Genomic DNA, 16,452 nt, shown 5'->3' with positions numbered 1-16,452 from the left:
TGGCTTATCCTTTATTGTAAAGGAAGATCTACTATGGTTTGAGTATCTGGAGGATTATCTAGTTTATCATCAAGTTTCTGTTGAAGCACTTCAAGGAAATCTTCTACGTTACCAGCTTTCGGTGTTGAAATAGCGTTAATTGCTGCCCAGTATTCTGTATAAACTACATCGTGTAACGTCAAATTGAACTGATTTTTTTCCGGTTCTAGGGTGTAAAGATGCCAGGCAACTTCCGATTTATCCCATTCAACCTTTGGCAATTGTGGCAGAGTATCAAAGAAACTCTTTTGTAAAACGATTACCTGTTTCTTATTCCACTCACGAAAAATTGACCCCTTATACAAAAGCTGAGGGAGGAGGCGTTTGCGTGAGGATGATAGATAATCTGGACTAGGATAATAAGTTGTCAATTTTGCCCAATCTATAGTTTTCCAGTCTTCAGGATTACTAATATACCTTTCAAAGGGTTTTCTAACGTTACCAGAAATATAAACAGCTTGCACTTCTACAGAGCCAAAATCTAAAACTTTTCCTCGATCATCATAAGAAACTAAGACTAGATCAATATTTCCAGCGGACTGACCATTGGCATCTTTCAAGCGAACCTCTGTCAGGGAAGTCCAATTAGTTTCCTCTCCAAAGAAATAATTAGCGGCATTTTCAGCAATTAGCCAATCCTGTCGGAAGCGAACTGGACAAGTAATGACCGATTCATCCCTGTGATAGATACTACATACACCTAGAGGATTGTTTGCCTTATCTTTGGTGCAATTCGGCACCTTATTGTTATAAGGACACAGTTTGTAGCGACGATACCGCTTTGCCTGTTCTGTGAAGTTGTTAGTTGGGAATCCGAAGACCTCTGCAAGAGGATTGTTGGACATATCAATTTAGTATAGTACTTATGTAAATCTAAGACTACCGTAAGAAGGTCAAGATATTGATTAAAGTTGTACCGCGAAGGGTGAAGCTAGATGATTGCTTACGGATGAACAGCTAAGGTGGCAATTTATACTCAGCAGCAATCCATTGATGCGAACGCGCCCCGCGTGACCGTTCGCGTAGCGTGGCCTTTTGGCCAAGGTCAATCGCAACCAAGTTCCAGCAAACTTCCTAGTGCAATTCGCTACTTGCCCGATTGTCACGTTTCTTCGGACTGCCCTATAAAATAGATACAGCTCAACCTTACCGTTAGGCTCAAAATCAGGAGACTTACGTGGCATACAGTGACTTTACTCTCAAGAAAGTCAAGCTTGACTTCAATATCCAGACTGTGGAGGAGCAGTCACTATTTTCCAATAGTGAAGAAATTGAAATAAGTGATTATCTCGCACAGACCTTAAAAAGAAATGTTCCTTTAGCGTTAGCCATTAATACGGAAAAAGCTAGATCAGAACTCATCATTATTAATATTTTACTGGAAGTTAAAGAAAAATCCTATGATGAAAAAATTAGTCTATTCTCAGGGATTGATTTTAATGTAGATAAGGAAAAAGGCTTAACTGTATTTTGCGATTATATCATTAGCGGTTCAGAAGAACAGTTATATTTAGAGTTACCCGTAATTACAATAGTTGAAGCTAAGAATGAAAATATTATTTCTGGCTTAGGTCAATGTATTGCGGAAATGCATGCTGCTCAACTTTTTAATCAAGAAGCAAGTCATGAGTTATCCTGTGTATATGGTGCAGTAACAACAGGAGATGAATGGAGATTTGTTAAGCTTGAAAAAAATGTTGCTTATATAGATAATGATAGCTATTATATTAGTGATATTAATAAAATTATTGGGATTCTAGTGAACATGGTTAAAGGAGAAGCCTAATACTATTAGGAAAGGGAGCAGGGAGCAGGGAGCAGGGAGCAGGGAGCAGGTAACACGTAAAAGGTAACAGGGAAGAAGGTAAAAATTCTGTGTACCTCATTAGGGTAAAATATACTACTTTAGCAAAGGGAACAGGGAAAATAGAAAAAATTCGTCTACCTCATTCTCCCGATTCCCGATTCCCGATTCCCGATTCCCGATTCCCGATTCCCGATTCCCGATTCCCGATTCCCGATTCCCGACTCCCGATTCTTGATTCCCTAAAACCCAATCGACAACTGGGCTAATTGTGAAATAAATCCTATAATTCCGCCGATTAACACTAACCATAGGGAATTTACCTTAAAGCGAAATACCAGCACCGCACTAGTTATTGCCACCATAACGGTTAACCAATCTACTAAAGCAGTACGTGCTAAGATATACGTTACTCCTGTCATCAGTCCTAAGGAAGCGGCATTAACACCGTCGAGGAATCCACTTGCCCAGGGGGATTGGCGTAGCTTAGGCACCCAAGGATTGAGGATTCCGACTAACACAAAGGCAGGCAAAAAGATTCCAACGGTGGCAGCGATTGCGCCAACATTTCCATTCAGGAGATAGCCAATGAAGGTAGCAGTGGTAAACACAGGACCGGGAGTGACTTGACCGATTGCGATCGCATCAAGCAGTTGTTGGGAAGTAAGCCATTGGTGGCGCTCTACTAAATCTTGCTGTAGAAACGCCAGCAGCACATAACCACTACCATATAGAACGGAGCCAATTTTTAGGAAGAATAGGAAGACACTAGCAGAAGATAGGGAAGCGGCGGATGGTACACCGGTCTGGGCTAAAAGACTAGAGAAAGGCACAAGTAAAGCACCTGTGATGTTATTTCCTCTACGCCACAGGGTTTTGACTAGCATTACCGCAGCTCCCACCAACAGCAGTAAGAGAATTTCATGGGTACCTAAGAAGAAAGCGATAGTAGCTGCAACTCCTGCTACTGTAGTGGGAATATCTTTTGCTGCTTTTTTCCCCAACTTCCATAACGCTTGTAAAACAATAGCGATGATAACTGGTTTGATACCATAGAGGAGCCACTCTACCTGGGGCACACTCTGGTAACGGGCATAAATTGCTGCCATTATCCAGACAATCACCATTGCTGGCAAGATAAAACAAGAACCAGCAACAAACAGTCCTCGCCATCCTGCTCGCTCATAACCGATGTGAATCGCTAATTCTGTAGAGTTAGGGCCTGGAAGAAGATTGGTAACGCCCAGTAGATCCAGCAGATTCTCATGACTCATCCACTGTCGTCGCTTCACTACTTCATCATCCATCATGGCAATGTGAGCAGCTGGGCCACCAAAGGCAATTGTCCCCAATTTAAAAAAGACTAGCGCTAATTCTTTGAGTCGTTGCCCCTGTTCTTGTGGGGAGAGTTGAGCTTCAGAACTGTTGTGCTGGTCAGGCTGAATATCTTCTATTTCGTTAGACACTGGTTTGACTCCAACGGTGTCAAGGTTAATATACCAAAGGGAAGAGGGAACAGGGAATAGGGAATAGGGAGTCGGGAGTCGGGAATCGGGAATCGGGAATCGGGAGTCGGTAGTCGGGAGTCGGGAATCGGGAATCGGGAATCGGGGTAATAAAATTTAATTTATAGTTATTTGCAGATAACTTATTATAGATAGTTCAGCAGTTATCTTACAGCTATCAGCTATCAGATAACTGCGATGCTCTTTCAGAGCCGCTACGCGATTGGCCGTAGGCCACGCTACGCGAACGTGTTTTTTGAGGTTATTGTATTGGTTATTGAGCAATTCGTGTAGGAATTTTAATAATTTTTGATGCCCTATTCCCTACTCCCTACTCCCTACTCCCTACTCCCTACTCCCTACTCCCTATTCCCTACTCCCGACTCCCGACTCCCTACTCCCTACTCCCTACTCCCTACTTCCTTTGCTATTATTTTGGTTATTTTTATGGTACAATAGTCCTAGAGTAATCTGGTGTAATCTATGGCTAAGTTTTACTCAGAAATCAATCAAGATTTAAGAGAGTTTATTGAGGAGCAAAAAATATTTTTTACAGCCACAGCCCCCCATCAAGGTCGTATTAACCTATCCCCCAAAGGTATTAACACCTTTCGGTGTATTGATAGTAAAACAGTGGCTTATCTAGATTTAACCGGTAGCGGTAACGAGACATCTGCTCATTTGCTGGAAAATGGCAGAATGACAATTATGTTTTGTAGCTTCACTGAAAAGCCATTAATTCTCCGCCTTTATGGTCATGGTCAGGTAATTCGACCTAGGGATAAGGAATGGGAAACAGTCTACTCCCTATTCAATAGCCTACCAGGGGAAAGACAGATTATTGTATTAAATGTAGAATCTGCCCAAACCTCCTGTGGTTATGGTGTACCTTTGTATGACTTAAAAGGAGAGAGGGAAACTCTGCTCAAGTGGGCGAATAAGAAGGGAAAACAGGGAATTCACGACTATTGGCAAGCCAAAAATATTGAGAGTATAGATGGGTTACCGACTAATCTTTTAGAAGATTAACCAGAATGGTGAATTAAGAATTAAGAATTAAGAATTAAGAATTAAGAATTCTACATTCTACATTCTGCATTCTACATTATTAATTTTACATTCTACATTCTACATTCTACATTATTAATTCTGCCTTCACCATTCTGACAAACAACCAAACCAACTTATTTTTTAGTTTGGTCTAAATTAGCGGCAGCGCTATTGACCTCTATGGGATTTTCCTGGGCTAAAGCACTATTGATATGTGATTGCTCTCCCGTAATCAAGGCAGTTGCTTGCTCTAATGCCTCGATGCGATCGCTAACTCGGTTTCTTTCTGGTAATAGTTGCAGGATTTTCAACTTTTCCAGCCTTTGATTAACCCTACCAGTCGCACCTACGATAAACACATCACGACGTTTGTCACGAGCCTCCTTAACCATAGTCTCTATCGCTAAAGAAGCGGTCACTCCCAACAAGGGAACATCACTGAGATCTAAAATCAGGACATCATACTTTTCTACCATCCCCATCCGCTGAGAGATACCCTTGGCTGCACCAAAGCTCATTGGTCCGCCGAGACGGAATAGGAAAATTCGACCACGAGCCTGTTTCAGAAGTTGTTTTTCTTCATAGCTCAAACTCTTTTCACCATCATCAGGAGCAGTAATTTCCTTGATTTGATTAATTTGTAGCTCACTGAGGTTTTTGACAGTCAACAGGTTGGCAATGAACACCCCAACGGCAACGGCTGTAATTAGGTCAACAAATACAGTCATGAATAACACTAAATACATTAATGCTGCTGCCTTGAGGGAGACTTGATGGGCTCGTTTGAGGAAGCTCCAGTCAATAATATCGATTCCTACTTTAATCAAGATGCCCGCCAGGACAGCATGGGGAATACTTTCAGTGAGGCTTCCCGCCCCCACAACAATCACCAGCAGCACTAGGGCATGAATCATGCCTGAAAGGGGGGTTTGACCACCAGCCTTAACATTGATTACCGTCCGCATGGTAGCACCAGCACCAGGGAGCCCACCAAACAAGCCAGCAATCGTATTACCGATACCCTGACCAATTAATTCCCGGTCAGAGTCGTGCTGGGTACGGGTAATATTATCAGCAACCATGGACGTTAACAGAGAGTCGATAGCTCCCAAGGTGGCTAACATTAGACCATAGCCAAGCATGTCTTTGATTTGGCTGAACTTAAAGACTGGCAAATATAGCTTGGGTAAGCCTGTGGGGATGTCTCCAATCCGTCTGAGCTCGCTGTCTGGCAGGTCTGGGAAAAAGACAACCGATATCAACGTACAGACTATCAGTGCTAGCAAGGGGGATGGAATTAATCGACTCAGCTTCCTAGGTGATCCAAACATAATCACCAGAGTCAGGATTGCTAGACCGGTAGCGGCAAAATGGGGATTAGCGACAAAGGTAGGAAAATTGCTGACAGATTCCACCACATTCCCAGAACTAGGATGCCCGAAAAATGGACCAATCTGTAACAACAGAATGATCACACCAATCCCTGACATAAAGCCAGATATAACTGTGTAGGGCATCAGGGTAATATATTTACCCAGCCGCAACACCCCAAATAAGATTTGAAATATCCCCCCTAGCATGACAACAGTAAATGCCATCGCTAGACCATTCTCTGGGTTTTTAGCAACTAGCGCCGTAAACACCGTTGTCATCACTACGGTCATCGGGCCAGTGGGACCAGAAATCTGAGAGGGAGTACCGCCAAACAGAGCGGCAAACAGACCAACAAAAATAGCGCCGTAAAGACCATGAATTGCCCCAGCACCGGAGGATACTCCAAAGGCTAGGGCTAATGGTAGTGCAACAATTGCAGCAGTCAGACCACCAAAGACATCACCGCGCAAATTACGGAAATGTAAACCATTCACAAATTGCATGAGTGGGTAATTTAGTGAAAGAATAATACTTGCTCTAGGCCCACATCTAATTGATTCTTTCCATATAACTTGGAATTCCTACAATAATGCTATAGGAAAATGTTAGGGTTAGAGCCATCCAAATATAGAAACCGGAATTTACCTGGGCAACACTTAAGTGTATCGCAGTAAGAATTGCTATATAAGATGCCTTAGAATTTTACACTAGAATTTTACACTGTTGGAGGTGAAACTGTTGAAATTCTTGGTTAATGGGTAAAGTTTACCATTCAATCCAGGGATGCCTAGCACCATTGACTATCATCTCCCCAAAGAATAATTGAGCAAGGTTAGTGGGAGTACACAGAAGGATTGGTGGATTATTTCGCAAATTCTGGTTAAAAATTCCGGGAAAATCAATTACTCTCACTAGAGATTAGAGACTAGAGATTAGACAGTTCATGTAGGGTGGGCAGTGCATCAGACAGATAATGAAGCTTGCAAAGTGCTTTGGTACGCACTGCCCACCCTACGATTAGCTAGACACGACTCAATGGGACAATAGTTGCTGATATCGAGCTCAGGCTAAATCAGATTGCGATAGTGCTGGTAAGATTGGGCTATTGACTGGTAACCTATCCTGCTGTTGACGAGAAAGCATGCAAAAAATCCTGAGTTGGGCAATACTAGCTTCTGTGATTACATTACCTGTTTTACCTGTTTCGGCTGAGCAACCCCTTTTCCTGGCCTATCCCCCCCGTGAGCATAAAACTACTGCAGAGAAAATTTTCTTGATTGGTACTGCAGCCCCTACTTCAGAGGTGTTGGTCAATGGTAAACCTATCCCCCGTAGCCAAAGTGGGAATTTTGCTCCTAGTTTCCCTTTGCAGCTGGGAGAAAATCGGTTTACCTTGCGCTATCTAAACCAGGAAATTCAAGTTACCGTAACCCGGCTGTCTACTGAACCACAGTTACCACAAGGTTTGGGATTTGCCAAAGATTCCCTGACCCCAGCAGCAGATATTGCTAGATTACCTGGAGAACAGATTTGTTTTGGTGCGATCGCATCCCCTCGTGCTAAAGTTTCTGTCACCCTGGGCAATCAACAGATTTCCTTACTCCCTCAATCCCAAGATGCCCAACTTCCCTCCAATTTTGCCGTATTGACTGGTCAAAACCAACCTACACCTCGTGCAGTCATTAATAACTACCAGGGATGCGCTGAAGTATCACAAGCTGGTAATTTTGGCAACCCTGTGTTTCAACTAAATCTCAATGGCGAGAGAGTCAGTCAGCGGGGTACAGGTACAGTGGAAATTCTCTCTCGTAACCGCTTAGAGGTAATAGAGGTAATAGAAGAGGCTGGGGTTGCCCGCACTGGACCGAGTACTAACTATTCTCGCTTAACGCCTTTACCAAAGGGAACTAGAGCAGCCGTCACGGGCAAAGAGGGAGACTGGTTACGTCTTGATTATGGTGCTTGGATTCGCCAGAAGGAAACCAAGGTGATTCCTGGTGCAACTCCCCCGAAGTCGATTATTCGCAGTATCACCTCCCGACAGGTACCTGGAGCAACAGAAATTCTCTTTCCCCTAGAGATACCAGTACCAGTGAGTGTGCAGCAGTCCGATAAAACCTTTACCCTAACGCTACATAATCTAACCGCTCAAACGGATACAATTTTCCTAAATGATGACCCAGTGATTAAGCGCCTAGACTGGTACCAAGTGACTCCAGACCGGGTGGAGTATAATTTTAGACTCAAATCTGAGCAGCAGTGGGGGTATGACTTAAGGTATGAAGGCACTACTCTAATTCTGTCTCTGAGACATCCACCCAACTTGAGCAGTAGAGGAATACTGGGTCTATCGACTCAGCGGTTAGCAGGAATTAAGATACTGCTCGATCCCGGACATGGGGGAGCCGAAACAGGAGCTAGCGGACCGAATGGGTATCCAGAAAAGGATGTTAATTTAGTAGTCTCGAAACTGTTGCAAAAGGAATTGGTACAACGGGGAGCAACGGTATATATGACACGGGAAACTGACAAGGATGTGTCATTACGAGACCGGATGGATATGATTCACGAACTAGAACCAACGATTGCCCTTTCTATCCATTACAATGCGCTACCAGATTATGGTGATGCTATTAATACTGCTGGGATCGGAATGTTTTGGTATCATACCCAAGCCCACGATTTATCAGTGTTTTTGCATAATTATTTAGTCCAAAAGCTCCGGCGTCCATCCTACGGAGTATTTTGGAATAATCTCGCCCTAACCCGTCCTCACAAAGCTCCTTCGGTGCTATTGGAATTGGGATTTATGATTAATCCGGTGGAATTTGAATGGATTAGCAATCCCCGAGAACAAAGGCAATTGGCTAATGCGATCGCAGATGGGATTACTGAATGGATAGCTACTGTGGAGTAATGCAAGCTTTGTTGAATAGGTAACAGGGAATAGGGAAACAGAGGGGAGATGGGGAGATGGGGAGATGGGGAGTCAGATGAGCGACTGGCGTGGAAACCCCCAAGACCGCACTGGTAGTTGCTCATCAGGGAAACCTCCTTTGGCCGACTGCATCCGTTGACAACAACGATAGGATAACAATGTAAACTTTTATTACTGGACTCAAGACTTTTGGCTTTGATGGTAAAATAAACTTCGCCAATTTGCTTGATAGATATATGGGCTACCCTAACTTGTTTAATTTCTCAACTGAGTGCCTGTAAATTCAAAACCATTTTCAGAGCTATCTAGTATCACTTGTTTGATGTAAGATATGTCTCGGTTTCACCTCACGTATAACTTTGAAATAAATTCTATGACTCAGGCTGCATTTGATTACAATTCAGAATATTTTACTAGTGAAATATTCGATACCAATTATCAAGCTATAGCGTCAACAATCGTTAAAACTTATCAACCAAAACGTGTGGCAGAATTTGGGTGTGGTCCTGGGCATCTTACTAGAGAGCTGGCCAGATTGGGTGTAGAGGTAACAGCTGTAGATGGTTATTCGGAACCTGATTTCTCAGAATCATCTATTGAATTTCACAAACTTGATCTAAATGACGAAGTAGCCATTGCTAATCGTTTCTCCAACCAGAATTTCGATCTTGCTATTTCTCTGGAAGTTGCTGAACACCTAGAACCTGAAACATCTCCAATACTAATCAGCTGGATGACTAGTGTTGCGCCAATCGTGGTATTTTCAGCAGCAGTTCCTAGTCAGAGCGGCCATGGACATATCAATCTTCATTCCAGAGATTACTGGCACCGTTTATTCACTAAGCATAATTTTGTCGTCGCGGATCGTATTCGCGAGAAACTTAGACAAATACCTAATGTAGCTCCTTGGTATCGTTACAATATTATCGATTATCTCCAGGCAGAGCATTCTCAAGCCCCAGAAATACTAGAAGTAATTGACCGTTTGCTTGCCTCTGAATCTGCTGCATCGAGTGCATACTACGAAGAATCTACGAAGATGAGACTTCTACAACCTTACTTAAAGGACCCGGTCGTTAAATGGTATTTCGGGTTGCGACAGTTTACTGATAGTTTTTTTAACAAAACCTAACTATCAGTAATCATTCAGCTGCTATCAGCCAATGGCCAAGGCCATTGGCCTTGGCTCACGGCTGACCGCTGACTGCTGTTCGCGCAGCGTGCGCGTAGCGCATATGCTTACGGAAAAACTAAAAGACCCAGACGCTCATGCTCCCAGCCTCTGTTTTTTGGATAATCGTGAGATAAGTTTGTTATACAAAGACGGATCAGAGATTTGTAATGGTTGAGGCATGGCATCAAACTCTTCCTCTTCCAAAGCGAGGTAAGTATCAATCTGCTCACGATTAGCTAAGTAGAACGCGATCGCTCCGTAAACCTGTTCAAGGTTGACAGTGGGAAGGATTGAACAATACTTTCTGGTGATAATCCGTTGCGGAAAGTATATACAACGGAGTCTAGAGAAATTCGTGTGCCTGCAATCCAGTAACCATTGTCCCGATATTCTATATAAGTCTTAGCTTCTATAACTGGCATCAATTTACCTTGAATATATGTATTGAGATCATATAACTGAAACAACTGAAACAAAAAACTGAGATCAATACTGAGGCATTCTGCTCTTGTCTGCCAATTATTCTGAAAGTATCGATTACCGCTAAGTATTTTTACTTACGTTACTTGGAGGTTTAGGGATGCAGTCGGCCAAAGGGGGTTTCCCCCACTCGCGCTTTGCATCAAGACAGTGCTCAGGCTTCTCTCGATATCCCCTGAAGCGCGTTCGCGTTCGCGCAGCGTAGGCAAAGCCTAAAGCGTGACCTACGGTCAATCGCGTTTTCTGGTTGCTTTACCGATGTGATACTTAAGGATAGGTGTGGGTGGGATACAAAGTACCCGCAAGGGTACTGTAAAGTCTCGTAAACTTTGCCATCATAACTAGTATAAAGCCTATTTACAGTAATCCTTGCAGAAAAATCCCAACTCAAGGTGATAAGTAATTAAGGCGTCAAGTTACCCACTCGTAATTAACGTGAGTTGAGGGGTCTAACCAATCCCTAATTTCTGGAAATTTATAGGAGTCAGATCATCATGGAAAAACATCAACCAATAGAATTTTCCCTAGAACAGGAGTTCAATCTTAAAGTTTTTGAGACGCAAATTCAAAATCTCGACCTTGAACAAGCAAAGAATCTTCTGTGCGAGCTCTATAGACAGATGTCAATTCGTGAAATTCATTTCAGGAATTTCGTTAAGCACAGTTTAATCGGAAATCCTCCACCTTGGAGTGAGTAAGCTCAGGGAGCAAGGGATGAAAGTAAGCTTATGCGCTATGCGCACGCTACTTGAGGTGCTATCAGCTATCAGCTATCAGCTATCAGCTTGCATAGGTAAACATTCGTTTAATTTATTGCGAATCGGCGCAGCTACCCTGGGTTTATGTTAAGCATGATAGCTGACGGCTGACCGCTGACCGCTGACCGCTGACCGCTGACCGCTAAATGCTTACTTTTGCCTCATACGGTAAATTTGCCAATTAAATTCTGATTAGCTTAACCCAATTATCCGGAATCCACAGCTAAATTACTGAAGAAACAATAAACACAGCAGTTAGAGTCAAGGCGACTGAGACATAATAACATTATTAAGTGCATCAAGTAGGTAGCTAGAGATACATTTAACATGACTGAATTGCTAAATTATCTATGAATTCAGTAAATCAGCAATTCAGGGTTATTTCTCACCTACTTACTGTTCAAATGGTCAGTTAACCAAGGCTCTCTAGCTTTAATTCACAATCAAGGAGTATCCCATGGTAAAACAAATGTGCTGGTTATCGAGCTTTGGTAGCAATGAACCAAAAATGTTGCACTTGCGGACTTCCCCTTATGAGGCTTGGCGTCCGTACACAGCTTTTCCCCAATATGCTGTCCCAGATTATCCAGTACCTGGCGGTTCTAAAGGCTGGGCAACCTATCAGAAACTAAGACTCTCAGACTGGGTTTTGGTTCCTAGTGACAATGAAAATATGGATTATAAAGCAAGTTAATAATTTAGTAATAAATGAAGAATTAAGAATGTAGAATGTAGAATGTAGAATTCTTAATTCTTAATTCTTAATTCTTAATTCTTCAACAGTTAAACTAATTACTTGACTAGATAAGGACTGGTTAACTTATCTAACTGTTGCACTAACAAGCTAAGGAATAAACCGACATCAGTAACAACACCAACCGATTCTACTGAACCGCGATCGCTTAATTTTGTCACTACGGCGGGGTTAATATCCACACAGACCATCTTCACTCCGGCTGGAGTCATATTGCCGACGCCAATAGAATGGAGCATAGTAGACAGCATCAAGATCATATCTGTCCCTTCCAATAACTTGGCATAGTCTTGCTGTGCTTTAATCAAATCCATCTGGGTATCTGGCAGAGGACCATCATCTCGGATGGAACCAGCTAGGACAAATGGTACGTTATTGCGGACGCATTCATACATCACCCCTTTAGTTAATACACCCTGTTCTACAGCTTGGGCAATACTACCGCAGCGACGGATAGTATTGATTACCTTGAGATGGTGTCGGTGTCCACCATGGACAACTACTCCTCGTTTCATATCCACACCCAAAGAGGTTCCCATCAGGGATTGCTCGATGTCATGAACTGCGATCGCATTTCCCCCTAACAGCGCCTGAACATACCCAAGTCGAATCAAACTGGATAAATGTTCACTACCGCCAGTGTGAATTACCACAGGTCCTGCTGTCACTACAACTCTGCCCCCTTGGTCCCGAATTTGGCGCAGCTCCCAAGCAATTTGTTCGACTACTAATTCTACCCGGCGCTCACTAGAGACCCCAGATGCCATAAAACTAAATTCTTGCTGATTGCGTTGTTCACGGGATTGAGTTTTGCGCACCGTGCGGATTCCTTCTACTCCCACGATCACCTGCTCTCCAACTTCCAAATCCCGCAGCACTTTACAACGAGCGATTACACCGTCTGGGGTTTCAGTTATTGCGATCGCACCATCCATGCGTTGATGTTGTACCTTCACCCACTCACAATTTACCCGTACTTCCGTCGGATAAATGGTAGTAACATAAAAGTCATCAGGAGCAACCCCTGCTTGAGTAACAGGTTCCAAGTTAGCATCACACACCTCTTGGGCAGGAGTGACAGCTCCTAGATCAATCAGCTTAGTCATAATCTCTGCCATCACCTCATGATCTGGTGCAGAGACTTTCAGTTCAGCATTAGAGGTGCTTTGCCGCTGTGTTCCTAGGTCGAAGTTAAGTACCTGGAAGCTACCCCCACCTCCTACAATTAAATCCAAGGCACGGCTGATGATACCAGAATCAAGCAAATGACCTTCCAAACGAATAATGCGACTTTCAACCGGTTGATTGCCATGGATTTCACTGCGGACTGGTTCAGTTACCCGTAAGGTTAGGCATTTAGCAGCACCACCAGCTTTGAGAAATTCCGTCAAGGGGGTTTCAATCACCTCAAACCCAGCTTGACCGAGCCGATCTTTCAAGCGATCGCTAACTTTGTTCATCACTACAAGTTGATCAATATTGACCGCATTGCAAGCAAAGTTCACTGCATCAGCTTCCTCTATGGCGATTCGTTTTTCCGGTGCTACCCGCATTTCGATTAAGCGGTTGGAATAGGCATCAAATGCTGGGGGATAGTAGAGTAAATAGCCACCACTCAGGGGACAGAAGCAAGTGTCCAAGTGATAGAAACGTTGATCCATTAGGCGCAGGGACACAACTTCAATATCTAGCCATTTAGCAAGGTATGGATGGGAATCAAGTTCTGAGCGGAAGCCATAGCCAGCCCACAGCCAACGCCCTTCCCGGTCTAGCAGAGCATCCCCAGCTCCTTCAAAGGGTAAGTCTTGAGGAAGTTCATAGACAGTGTAGCCATTGTCATTAAACCATTGCTTGAAATAAGGTTCTTCTCCCTGGCGCTCTTTGTGGAGGAAGCGGCTAAGCACTACATTCTTGCCCAAGACTAATCCGGCATTGGCTGCAAATACCATATCTGGCCAACCGGATTGAGGAGAAACTAAATCGACTAGGGCATGCTCTTTGATGACATAGTGCAGTTTTTGCCACTGTTCTACAGCGCGATCCCTCGATGACTTGTGAATATTTCCCTCCATCCAGGGATTAATCACATAATCCACATCGTAGTGGTCAGGGGGACACATGAGGAAGCGAATTGATTCTGTCATAGTCGATTTCTGATCTGGTAGATACCTACACGACCAAGGTAAGTCAGCAATCACACCAATGTCACGACAATTTGCCATTGACAGGGGGGTAAGTTAAGTTGGTGGATTAATCTTAAAGATTTTATCCATAAACTTATTATTATACCATGAAAAAAATATTTATAACTAGACTGAAGCGAATTCTGCTTACCACCAGCATCAGTATTGTGAGCGTGCCACTGTTGATCTATGGCGGATTGCTGGTCAAGCGTCCGCTTCCCACCGACAAGCAGCAACAACTGTTCCAAGGCATCGTATATCAAAGAGATGCTCGGAAATCCCCCCGTCCGCTGATGGTACATACTGTTACCATAGACCTAAGCGCACCAGGAATTAAACTGTTAGTAACACCAGGAAATAAAGTCGATAAAAACGAATTTGCTGCCCGGACTACCTCGGAATTTGTGCGGGAGTTTAAGTTACAATTAGCTATTAATGGTAGTTTCTTTTATCCTTTTCGGCAGTATCCACCGAATTCCTATCCTAACAGTGGTGATCCGGTCAAAGTACAAGGCCAAGTTATCTCTGATGGGAAATCCTATGCGCCTCCAAAATCTACTTCTTCAGTGCTTTGTATTTCAAAGTTTCTCCAAGCTGAAATTTATGCTCAAATTTATCAAAGCCGTTGTCCTCCAGGCACATCGGAGGGACTAGCCGGTAGAGAAATTTTACTAAAAGAAGGAAAGCCAGCAGTATTGGGAGGTCGTGGAGGTGAGAACCTATTCTCTCCCCGCACTGCTGTAGCTATTGATAAATCAGGCAAAACTTTGTGGTTAATTATTGTTGATGGTCGCCAGCAATTTTACAGCGAAGGAGTTAGTTTGGCTGAGTTGACTACTATTATTCAAGAATTAGGAGCCGATAGCGCCCTCAATTTGGATGGGGGTGGTTCCAGCACTCTCGTAATAGCAAATAAGACTAAGTTACGGGTATTAAATTCACCGATTCAGACTCGTATTCCTACGCGCCAACGTCCAGTTGCTAACCATCTGGGCATCTATGCTTTACCGGTAGAGAATAGGGAGTAGGGAATAGGGAATAGGGAGTAGGGAGTAGGGAGTAGGGAGTAGGGAGTAGGGAAAAAAATATCACCATTAATTGATGATTTTTATAGCTATTTTATACCCAAAGATAGTAGTTAATAAACCCCATTAATATAATACAGTTTAAATGCACAATATACCAATCCTAAATGAATTGTGATAATTTTTGTTCCCTGTTCCCTGTTCCCTGTTCCCTTTGGTATAGCTTAGAGCATGAAAAAATTAAATATAACTAGACTTAAGCGAATTATGGTTATCACCAGCATCAGTATTGTGAGCGTGCCAGTTTTTATCTATGGCGGATTGCTGCTCAAGCGTCCGCTTCCCACCGACAAGCAGCAACAACTTTTACCAGGCATTTTTTATCAAAGAGATGCTCGCAAATCACCCCGTCCGCTCATAGTACATACTGTGACCATAGACCTAACAACACCAGGGATTAAACTATTAGTAACACCAGGAAATACCATCAATAAAAACGAATTTGCTGCCCGGACTACTTCGGAATTTGTGCGGGAGTTTAACTTACAATTAGCTATCAACGGTAGTTTCTTTTATCCTTTTCGGGAGTATCCACCTAACTCCTATCCTAAATCTGGTGATCCGGTCAAAGTAGAAGGGCAAGTTATCTCTGATGGAAAATCCTATGCTCCTCCAAAATCAAAAAATTATTCAGTGCTGTGTATTTCAAAGCTTCTCCAAGTTCAAATCTATCAAAACCGTTGCCCTCTAGGCACATCTGAGGGATTGGCGGGTAGAGAAATTTTACTAAAGGAAGGGAAGCCAGCAGTATTGGGAGATAGTACAGATGAAAAACTATTGTATCCCCGCACTGCTGTGGCTATTGATAAATCAGGCAAAACTTTGTGGTTAATTATTGTTGATGGTCGCCAGCGCTTTTACAGTGAAGGGGTTACTTTGGCTGAATTAACTAGTATTATTCAAGAATTAGGAGCCGATAGCGCCCTCAATTTGGATGGGGGTGGTTCCACCACTCTGGTAGTAGCAAATAATACAAATAAGCTAAGAGTATTAAATTCACCGATTCAGACCCGTATTCCTACGCGCCAACGGGCAATTGCTAACCATTTGGGCATCTATACTTTACCGATAGATGTGTTGAACAACCTCCCATTAATCCAGGACGAAAGGATCTCACCCAATTTACAACTACTATATCTTTTGCTAATGATAGTTGCTCTATAGCAGTGCTAAATGATTCGTGAAATGTAGTGGCCGAAGCGAACGTGATAGCCTCGTCTTAGCCGAATCCCCATAACCATTGCCCAGCAATGATTTTAATATTTACAGATTTTTTGAATAACTTAGAATTGGTATATAGTCAATTGC

Annotated in this window: 18 protein-coding genes; 10 read left to right on the top strand and 8 right to left on the bottom strand. The window is 43.1% G+C overall.

Annotated elements, in window-relative coordinates; translation table 11 throughout:
• Nucleotides 1–11: 11 nt before the first annotated feature.
• Complete coding sequence (locus F6K53_RS13190) at nucleotides 12–884, bottom strand: NotI family restriction endonuclease (RefSeq protein ID WP_293071712.1); 873 nt, start codon at nucleotides 882–884, stop codon at nucleotides 12–14.
• Between the two features lie 60 nt (nucleotides 885–944).
• The gene (locus tag F6K53_RS13185) at nucleotides 945–1,223 is read right to left on the bottom strand and encodes a hypothetical protein (RefSeq protein ID WP_293071713.1); all 279 of its coding nucleotides are present in this window, start codon (nucleotides 1,221–1,223) and stop codon (nucleotides 945–947) included.
• Here F6K53_RS13185 and F6K53_RS13180 point away from each other — a divergent pair.
• Both F6K53_RS13180 and F6K53_RS13175 read left to right on the top strand, forming a co-directional pair.
• The gene (locus F6K53_RS13180) at nucleotides 1,217–1,825 is read left to right on the top strand and encodes a hypothetical protein (RefSeq protein ID WP_293071714.1); all 609 of its coding nucleotides are present in this window, start codon (nucleotides 1,217–1,219) and stop codon (nucleotides 1,823–1,825) included. The genes F6K53_RS13185 and F6K53_RS13180 overlap by 7 nt on opposite strands.
• A gap of 89 nt (nucleotides 1,826–1,914) precedes the next feature.
• Nucleotides 1,915–2,112, top strand: coding sequence for a hypothetical protein (locus F6K53_RS13175; RefSeq protein WP_293071715.1), 198 nt, complete (start codon nucleotides 1,915–1,917; stop codon nucleotides 2,110–2,112).
• Here the strand turns inward: F6K53_RS13175 and F6K53_RS13170 are convergent.
• The gene (locus F6K53_RS13170; RefSeq protein ID WP_293071716.1) at nucleotides 2,086–3,309 is read right to left on the bottom strand and encodes a chromate transporter; all 1,224 of its coding nucleotides are present in this window, start codon (nucleotides 3,307–3,309) and stop codon (nucleotides 2,086–2,088) included. The genes F6K53_RS13175 and F6K53_RS13170 overlap by 27 nt on opposite strands.
• Before the next feature lie 351 nt (nucleotides 3,310–3,660).
• On the opposite strand from F6K53_RS13170, the gene F6K53_RS13165 reads away from it, so the two are divergent.
• Complete coding sequence (locus F6K53_RS13165; protein ID WP_293019267.1) at nucleotides 3,661–3,807, top strand: hypothetical protein; 147 nt, start codon at nucleotides 3,661–3,663, stop codon at nucleotides 3,805–3,807.
• 24 nt (nucleotides 3,808–3,831) lie between these two features.
• On the top strand, nucleotides 3,832–4,377 hold the full coding sequence (locus F6K53_RS13160; RefSeq protein WP_293019268.1) for a pyridoxamine 5'-phosphate oxidase family protein: 546 nt from the start codon (nucleotides 3,832–3,834) through the stop codon (nucleotides 4,375–4,377).
• Between the two features lie 155 nt (nucleotides 4,378–4,532).
• Here the strand turns inward: F6K53_RS13160 and F6K53_RS13155 are convergent, their stop codons facing one another.
• From F6K53_RS13155 to F6K53_RS13150, 3 genes are all read right to left on the bottom strand, one after another.
• Nucleotides 4,533–6,275, bottom strand: a complete 1,743-nt coding sequence (locus tag F6K53_RS13155; protein WP_293081034.1) for a SulP family inorganic anion transporter — start codon at nucleotides 6,273–6,275, stop codon at nucleotides 4,533–4,535.
• 46 nt (nucleotides 6,276–6,321) lie between these two features.
• A complete protein-coding gene (locus F6K53_RS45840; protein ID WP_364305972.1) occupies nucleotides 6,322–6,456 on the bottom strand; it encodes a sodium-dependent bicarbonate transport family permease in 135 nt (44 codons plus the stop codon).
• Between the two features lie 81 nt (nucleotides 6,457–6,537).
• The gene (locus F6K53_RS13150) at nucleotides 6,538–6,684 is read right to left on the bottom strand and encodes a hypothetical protein (RefSeq protein ID WP_293019270.1); all 147 of its coding nucleotides are present in this window, start codon (nucleotides 6,682–6,684) and stop codon (nucleotides 6,538–6,540) included.
• Nucleotides 6,685–6,913: 229 nt separating this feature from the next.
• Between F6K53_RS13150 and F6K53_RS13145 the strand changes: the two genes are divergently transcribed.
• Both F6K53_RS13145 and F6K53_RS13140 read left to right on the top strand, forming a co-directional pair.
• On the top strand, nucleotides 6,914–8,689 hold the full coding sequence (locus F6K53_RS13145) for an N-acetylmuramoyl-L-alanine amidase (protein WP_293074045.1): 1,776 nt from the start codon (nucleotides 6,914–6,916) through the stop codon (nucleotides 8,687–8,689).
• 394 nt (nucleotides 8,690–9,083) lie between these two features.
• On the top strand, nucleotides 9,084–9,842 hold the full coding sequence (locus tag F6K53_RS13140; protein WP_293019272.1) for a methyltransferase domain-containing protein: 759 nt from the start codon (nucleotides 9,084–9,086) through the stop codon (nucleotides 9,840–9,842).
• 278 nt (nucleotides 9,843–10,120) lie between these two features.
• Here the strand turns inward: F6K53_RS13140 and F6K53_RS13135 are convergent, their stop codons facing one another.
• Entirely contained in the window at nucleotides 10,121–10,306 is a 186-nt protein-coding gene (locus F6K53_RS13135) for a DUF433 domain-containing protein (protein WP_293019273.1), read from the bottom strand.
• A gap of 552 nt (nucleotides 10,307–10,858) precedes the next feature.
• Between F6K53_RS13135 and F6K53_RS13130 the strand changes: the two genes are divergently transcribed.
• Together F6K53_RS13130 and F6K53_RS13125 are read left to right on the top strand one after the other, a co-directional pair.
• Nucleotides 10,859–11,062, top strand: a complete 204-nt coding sequence (locus F6K53_RS13130; RefSeq protein WP_075903326.1) for an NblA/ycf18 family protein — start codon at nucleotides 10,859–10,861, stop codon at nucleotides 11,060–11,062.
• 517 nt (nucleotides 11,063–11,579) lie between these two features.
• Nucleotides 11,580–11,816: a hypothetical protein gene (locus F6K53_RS13125; RefSeq protein ID WP_293019275.1), complete on the top strand. Its 237-nt coding sequence runs from the start codon at nucleotides 11,580–11,582 to the stop codon at nucleotides 11,814–11,816.
• Nucleotides 11,817–11,914: 98 nt separating this feature from the next.
• Here F6K53_RS13125 and F6K53_RS13120 read toward each other — a convergent pair whose 3' ends face one another.
• Nucleotides 11,915–14,020 carry a TIGR00300 family protein gene (locus F6K53_RS13120; protein ID WP_293019306.1) on the bottom strand — a complete coding sequence of 702 codons (2,106 nt, stop codon included), beginning with the start codon at nucleotides 14,018–14,020 and terminating at the stop codon, nucleotides 11,915–11,917.
• A gap of 146 nt (nucleotides 14,021–14,166) precedes the next feature.
• On the opposite strand from F6K53_RS13120, the gene F6K53_RS13115 reads away from it, so the two are divergent.
• The gene (locus F6K53_RS13115; protein WP_293019276.1) at nucleotides 14,167–15,087 is read left to right on the top strand and encodes a phosphodiester glycosidase family protein; all 921 of its coding nucleotides are present in this window, start codon (nucleotides 14,167–14,169) and stop codon (nucleotides 15,085–15,087) included.
• A gap of 264 nt (nucleotides 15,088–15,351) precedes the next feature.
• Complete coding sequence (locus F6K53_RS13110) at nucleotides 15,352–16,308, top strand: phosphodiester glycosidase family protein (RefSeq protein WP_293069791.1); 957 nt, start codon at nucleotides 15,352–15,354, stop codon at nucleotides 16,306–16,308.
• Nucleotides 16,309–16,452 lie beyond the last annotated feature (144 nt).

The organism is Moorena sp. SIO4A1, from assembly GCF_010672065.1.
In the GTDB taxonomy this organism is placed as follows: domain Bacteria; phylum Cyanobacteriota; class Cyanobacteriia; order Cyanobacteriales; family Coleofasciculaceae; genus Moorena.
Note: the sequence above shows the minus strand (reverse complement) of the source record. Positions and strands in the feature narration are given on the sequence as shown.

Excerpts from the sequence above, each read along its gene's own strand:
- F6K53_RS13110 (WP_293069791.1), top strand. The coding sequence starts at position 15,352 with ATGGTTATCACCAGCATCAGTATTGTGAGCGTGCCAGTTTTTATCTAT.
- F6K53_RS13145 (WP_293074045.1), top strand. The coding sequence starts at position 6,914 with ATGCAAAAAATCCTGAGTTGGGCAATACTAGCTTCTGTGATTACATTA.
- F6K53_RS13155 (WP_293081034.1), bottom strand. The coding sequence starts at position 6,275 with ATGCAATTTGTGAATGGTTTACATTTCCGTAATTTGCGCGGTGATGTC.
- F6K53_RS13135 (WP_293019273.1), bottom strand. The coding sequence starts at position 10,306 with ATGCCAGTTATAGAAGCTAAGACTTATATAGAATATCGGGACAATGGT.
- F6K53_RS13125 (WP_293019275.1), top strand. The coding sequence starts at position 11,580 with ATGGTAAAACAAATGTGCTGGTTATCGAGCTTTGGTAGCAATGAACCA.
- F6K53_RS13160 (WP_293019268.1), top strand. The coding sequence starts at position 3,832 with ATGGCTAAGTTTTACTCAGAAATCAATCAAGATTTAAGAGAGTTTATT.
- F6K53_RS13190 (WP_293071712.1), bottom strand. The coding sequence starts at position 884 with ATGTCCAACAATCCTCTTGCAGAGGTCTTCGGATTCCCAACTAACAAC.
- F6K53_RS13165 (WP_293019267.1), top strand. The coding sequence starts at position 3,661 with ATGCCCTATTCCCTACTCCCTACTCCCTACTCCCTACTCCCTACTCCC.
- F6K53_RS13185 (WP_293071713.1), bottom strand. The coding sequence starts at position 1,223 with ATGCCACGTAAGTCTCCTGATTTTGAGCCTAACGGTAAGGTTGAGCTG.
- F6K53_RS13120 (WP_293019306.1), bottom strand. The coding sequence starts at position 14,020 with ATGACAGAATCAATTCGCTTCCTCATGTGTCCCCCTGACCACTACGAT.
- F6K53_RS13140 (WP_293019272.1), top strand. The coding sequence starts at position 9,084 with ATGACTCAGGCTGCATTTGATTACAATTCAGAATATTTTACTAGTGAA.
- F6K53_RS13115 (WP_293019276.1), top strand. The coding sequence starts at position 14,167 with ATGAAAAAAATATTTATAACTAGACTGAAGCGAATTCTGCTTACCACC.
- F6K53_RS13130 (WP_075903326.1), top strand. The coding sequence starts at position 10,859 with ATGGAAAAACATCAACCAATAGAATTTTCCCTAGAACAGGAGTTCAAT.